This is a genomic window from Okeania sp. SIO2B9 (genome assembly GCF_010672505.1).
GTDB classification, from domain to species: Bacteria; Cyanobacteriota; Cyanobacteriia; order Cyanobacteriales; family Microcoleaceae; genus Okeania; species Okeania hirsuta.
In genome coordinates, this window is sequence record NZ_JAAHGK010000460.1 from 1 (window position 1) to 5,303 (window position 5,303).

The window sequence follows — 5,303 nt, forward strand, 5'->3', positions numbered from 1 at the left end:
AGAGGTCGTTTGTAAAGAATTATGAAGTGTTTTTACCCCTGGCAAATTGGGTATTTCAGCCTATAAATCTGGGATAAATAACCAAGTTGTTACAGTTTAAAGGTCAATCATTGTATACTACAAAACTTTACAAACAGTCTCTTAATTCAGAACAAATTAATAGGAGTTTTCCATGAATAACTTACATAAAAGTCTGATAGCAAGCAGTGTAGTTGCTGTAGGTCTAAGCATTAGCGAAGCTTCTCATGCTATCACCTTGATCAAAAGCCAAGACTTTGCCGGACCTCGCCAAAATGTGCCTTCACTATTTTATGATCTAGGTGATGGCTTAGAATTGACAGTTACTGCTGGGGTTCACTCTGGTGGATCTCGTGCAGATGCTCCTTTAAATGTTATTCGCTCTGCTGACATCTCTCAAACAGATGGATTATTCTCTGGTATTGGTGTTCGTAGTAGATTTGCTGACTCATCTCAACTAGATGCTTCTGGTCCAAACGAATTTCTGCGTTTTACTTTTAATAAAAAAGTGACTCTATTATCCACTATCTTTGACGCTGCTAGTAATTTTGGTCTTGGAACAGACGAATTTGATCTTGGCATTGATGGTATTGACTTAGACATTAATGATACTTTCGGAACCGATAGGCTCCAGAATTTTCCTGGATTCGGTTTGACCCGCGAGGTAGATTTCAGTGGTGGTGTTGACTTTGATGGTGACGGAACCAATGCTCTATTCCCTGCCAAGGGTTTAGTGTTCGATTTCTATACTGACGATCGCAACGACGATTTTCTGATTAAAGAAATTAAGGTTGCTGTAGATGTGCCAGAAAGCACAAGTATCTTAAGTATTCTAGCTCTTGGTACTCTAGGTGCAGTTTCAACTCTCAAACGCAAACTGAAGCCTTCAAACTTCATCAAGTAAAAAACTAGAAAAAATGAAATGGTAGTGCATCAAGAAAGTGTGGGAATAATAAGATGATTATTGTTCCTAACGGGACTTGAGTAAAAAATGCCTTAAAAATAGTTTTAAACCCTTGCTATGTAATGCTTTAACGTCAAAATAATCTATTGATTGATCTATCTAGGTTTTCCTGCGGAATGCTACGCAAAGAGCCATTTTTAGCCAGATCAAGGAAAATACGTTGTTATCATTGAGTTTGAAGCCATTTTTAGCCTAAAAAATATTCAAGTCCCGCTAAATACTTTCAATCATCATGGAATCTCCTCTGTGTAGACATCAGAAAGCTCAGGTATCATGGAAAGACAAGTATTGGAAGTCAACGATATTATTGTCCTGAATGCCTACAAACTTTTCCTGCGGAATGCTGCGCAAACACCGATACTTTTGACAAGCTCTACTATCGTAGAAAAATTCAACCTGAACAAATGCCTATGGTTATAAAGGCTGATACAGTAGTTGAAGAGGCATTAGTCGAATAGTTAATCTGGCTGATAATACGGTAGTGAGTTGGGTGAGATATGTATCTGAAAAAGCACAAAAGATAGGCTTTTCATGGCACATAATTTGTCGGAAAAATCCTGAATTGAAAGAAAGCGAATATTTCAGCGAGAGTAGTAAAAGCGATCGCCCTTACTTCACAATTTTTTAGTTCTTCCTCAGATTGGAAAATTTAATTTCCTGAAGCTAAAACTAACACTGCATTCTGCCCCCCAAACCCAAAACTCAAACATAAAACATTTTTCACCTGAGACTGACGAGCATACCTAACCAAGTTTAAGTCAAATTCTGCCTCATTTAATCCTACACAGGGAGGTAAAATCTGATGTTCGATCGCCATCAAACAAAATGCAGCACCCAATGCTCCAGATGCTCCCAATGTATGACCCGTCGCTCCCTTTGTCGAACTAACTGCCACTCCCTGGGAAAAAATTTGCTCAATTAAATTAGCTTCGTGGCGATCATTTAACTGAGTTGCCGTTCCGTGAGCATGAACATAGTCAATATCTTCAGCAGACAAACCACTTCTTTCCAAACATTGAGCGATCGCTAACATTGCACTTTTTCCACTCAAATCTGGCGCATTACCATAAGTAGCATCATTTGTCAAACCAAAACCCCGAATTTGACCATAAATTTTAGCCGCTCTTTGCCGTGCAAATTCAGCCGACTCCAATACCAAAACAGCAGCTCCTTCCCCCAAAACTAACCCCTCCCGACTGCGGTCAAAAGGATAAGCACCTGTTTGAGCCAAAGCTCCCATTTTTCTAAATCCTGCTATACTCAGAGGTGTAATAGGAGATTCCACAGCACCCGCAATTACCTGTTGACATTGACCAGTTTCAATTAACTCTACGGCACGAGCGATCGCCCATATTCCCGTCGCACAAGCAGCCATTGGAGCAAGAACAGCGCCCTTTGTACCTATCTGACTCGCAGCAAAAATAGCAGGTTGATGGGGCAACAAATTAATAAATGAAGTGTCATCTTTTTCCAGATCGTTTTGCTGACCATCTCCAATAAGCTGCTTTTTTGCCAACTTTTCCAGCATTCCTTGATAGCCACGACTAGAACCGATGACTACACCACATTCATGTAGGGGCAGTGTTAAACCTGAAGATTTGACAGCAGTTTCTACGACTTCCTTGGTTAACTGAGTTAAATTAACAGGTTGAAAATTTATTAAACCCAAAGGTAGGGGAGGTAATTCTGCAAAAGGTTGATGTAACTTAATAGCAGACTTACCCTCCAAAAGTTTTTTCCAACTTTGATGGAGGTTCCCCAAAGCAGAAGTGAGACCGATACCCGTAACTACAACTTCCACAGTTAAGTTAAGATTCGTTGCTATTAGGTATGGTTAAATTTTCCAGACCTTCAACAACTTTCGCTGACTCAATGCGATCGCCAGCTTCAATATTATCGACAACTTCTTTCATCCCTTGTGTAACATAACCAAATACTGCATAGCTACCATTCAAAAATGGCAGGTCAGTTAAAGTAAAATAAAATTGGGATGAAGCAGAGTCAGGAAATTGAGAGCGAGCCATTGCTACAGCACCTCTTGTATGAGGCAAAACAGGTGACTCCGCAACACCAACTTCTTCTAAAGTGTTACTGTAAACTGGTTCTGAAGCATCTTGAGGTTTAATTTCCAGAGGAATGTAACGTTCGCTAGAGGTTGTGGGGTCTATAAAACCTCCTGTACCTAAATTATTTAAGGGGATATTGAGGTCTTTACTTTGAGGGTCGCCACCCTGAACCACAAAAGGTTGAGGTTTGCGCACTACTCGGTGAAATACTAACCCATCATAAACTCCTTTTTGAACTAAATCAATAAAGTTACCTGCTGTAATAGGTGCGTTAATGCCGTCTACTTCTATGGTAATAGGAGAGGAATTTACAGTCATTACTACTGTTGCTTTACCGTTTAGCTGAGGTAAACTGTTGTACTTAGCATCTAATGTTGTTTGACTTGATGGGGTCGAAACTTCTGTATTAGGAACAGAGGTGGCAGTACATCCTGTCACCAACAAAGTTACTACTATAATTAATGACAATAACCACTGGCTGATTTTTTTTTGCATTTTCACTCACAATTCAATGTTGATTTTTTGAGACTCTCATCGTTATAGCGCTGCGCGCAGGCAATAGGCAATAGGGGGAATAAATTGCCGATAATATAAGGTTTTAGCTATTGGGCAATTCCTGCAATTTGTACATAAGCCAGCGCACATTGCTATAAATTAAAAACTATAATGGGAGATTCTTGTTTGACTGACGTAACGCTACGGATTTCATGTGGATATTTTTAAATGTTCAAACTTAGTCAGGGATTACTTCTAACTTCTAACTTCTGACTTCTGAACTTCTACTATCACCCCTCCAAGCAGACATTTTTAAATGTTCAAACTCAGTCAGGGATTACTTCTAATTTCTAACTTCTGACTTCTACTAAAGACCTTCTAAAGGAACTTGAAGAAACTTAGCCAGTTGAGCCGCTTCATTTTCTAATTTTGACAAGGCCAATGGTTGACCGACACGGGTAAGAGGAATTTGCCTACTGTCTTTGAGACGAAGATATATAGCTCTACGGGGATTGAGACCTTCTTTAATATCTACCTTAATAGATTGCACATTTTCAGTAGGACAACTAAATTCTACTTTACGATTCTTACCAGGAAATCCCCAGCGAAAAATCATCACCTGGCCTTTTTCTTGGTTATACTCATTGTAGCCACCACCAATGTCCCAAATAATAGTTAACCACAAAAAAAGTCCATACAGTGTACCAAGCACACCATAAAATCCCATAGCTATTCCCTGGGGTAAAAAATTAAGTTGGCTAGGGTCGGCAACAAATAACAGATTAACTTTGAGATAACTAGATATCCCTGATAAGAGGAAACCAATACCTCCCATACTGACAATTACAGCCCAGAAGTAATTACTGAGACGACGAGACCCTATAATTTCCTTGCGCAGTAAGCGATCACCTATCAAAGTTTGAGTAGTCATAAACTTTCTATATTTACATACCATTCTCAATTTTAAAATTTTTTAGACCCAAAATAAATACAGAACCCTTATAGGACCTATTTAAAAATATAGGAGGAGTGTGGGGAGAGTCATTTGAGTTATCAGTTATCAGTACCTCTTGCAATAATGAGGCTTTACATCATCAGCTACGGTTTTTATACTACTTTTAATGTTACAATTTGACGTGCGGAATGTGGGTTTAATTGTGCAGATTTCCCTATCTCACCATCTCCCCATCTCCCCATCTCCCCATCATGTAGCGTTACTGCGTCAGTCCTGTTACATTTCCTCTAGATATTCACCCTTAGATTTACATATGAAAGATAAAGCGTGGATATGTGATGATAAAATAATTTTTACGTGGGCTAATATTCCACAAGGGTTCTATGCCATTTATTAAAATCTAAAGAAAATCTTAAATAAGTTTAAGGTATTGGGAAAGATAATTGCAAAATTTCTTAAATATATATATACTTATGTTAACTTGCTTAAGAAAGCAAACTTTTTAACAAAAACAGCGGGAAGTCCCGCGCTCTCCTGAAGGGGAACATAGAAAAAACAGGGGGAGGACATCACCTCTGTATAAACTGCAACTCCCCGTGCGGGTTGAAGAATTCCGCGTTGTCGCTCAAGGGCAACGTCGGGAGTATGTCAATAAAAGCAAGAGGATATAAAAGTAGTATGACTGTAGCAGTCGGACGCCCGCAGAGTCAAAGAGGACCATTTGATGTCCTGGATGACTGGCTGAAACGCGATCGCTTCGTATTTGTAGGCTGGTCTGGTATACTCTTGTTCCCATGTGCATTCC

The 5,303-nt window shown here is 39.4% G+C and carries 5 protein-coding genes and 1 pseudogene; 3 read left to right on the forward strand and 3 right to left on the reverse strand.

Translation table 11 applies throughout. The features are described 5' to 3' along the window. The first annotated feature begins 172 nt into the window (after positions 1-172). Together F6K13_RS16875 and F6K13_RS16880 are read left to right on the forward strand one after the other, a co-directional pair. Positions 173-922 (forward strand): hypothetical protein, encoded by a 750-nt coding sequence (locus tag F6K13_RS16875; protein ID WP_205127685.1) that lies wholly within the window; start codon positions 173-175, stop codon positions 920-922. Between the two features lie 541 nt (positions 923-1,463). Beyond that, positions 1,464-1,610: a hypothetical protein gene (locus F6K13_RS16880; RefSeq protein ID WP_287287868.1), complete on the forward strand. Its 147-nt coding sequence runs from the start codon at positions 1,464-1,466 to the stop codon at positions 1,608-1,610. Between the two features lie 21 nt (positions 1,611-1,631). Here the strand turns inward: F6K13_RS16880 and F6K13_RS16885 are convergent, their stop codons facing one another. The 3 genes from F6K13_RS16885 to F6K13_RS16895 form a co-directional block, all read right to left on the reverse strand. Further along, complete coding sequence (locus F6K13_RS16885; protein ID WP_124155322.1) at positions 1,632-2,783, reverse strand: beta-ketoacyl-ACP synthase; 1,152 nt, start codon at positions 2,781-2,783, stop codon at positions 1,632-1,634. Between the two features lie 7 nt (positions 2,784-2,790). After that, positions 2,791-3,543, reverse strand: a complete 753-nt coding sequence (locus F6K13_RS16890) for a peptidylprolyl isomerase (protein ID WP_124147547.1) — start codon at positions 3,541-3,543, stop codon at positions 2,791-2,793. A 367-nt stretch (positions 3,544-3,910) separates the two neighbouring features. Then, positions 3,911-4,474: a photosystem I assembly protein Ycf4 gene (locus tag F6K13_RS16895; protein ID WP_124147546.1), complete on the reverse strand. Its 564-nt coding sequence runs from the start codon at positions 4,472-4,474 to the stop codon at positions 3,911-3,913. Between the two features lie 702 nt (positions 4,475-5,176). On the opposite strand from F6K13_RS16895, the pseudogene F6K13_RS16900 reads away from it, so the two are divergent. Then, positions 5,177-5,303: pseudogene (locus tag F6K13_RS16900) on the forward strand (photosystem II D2 protein (photosystem q(a) protein)); the annotation flags it as partial.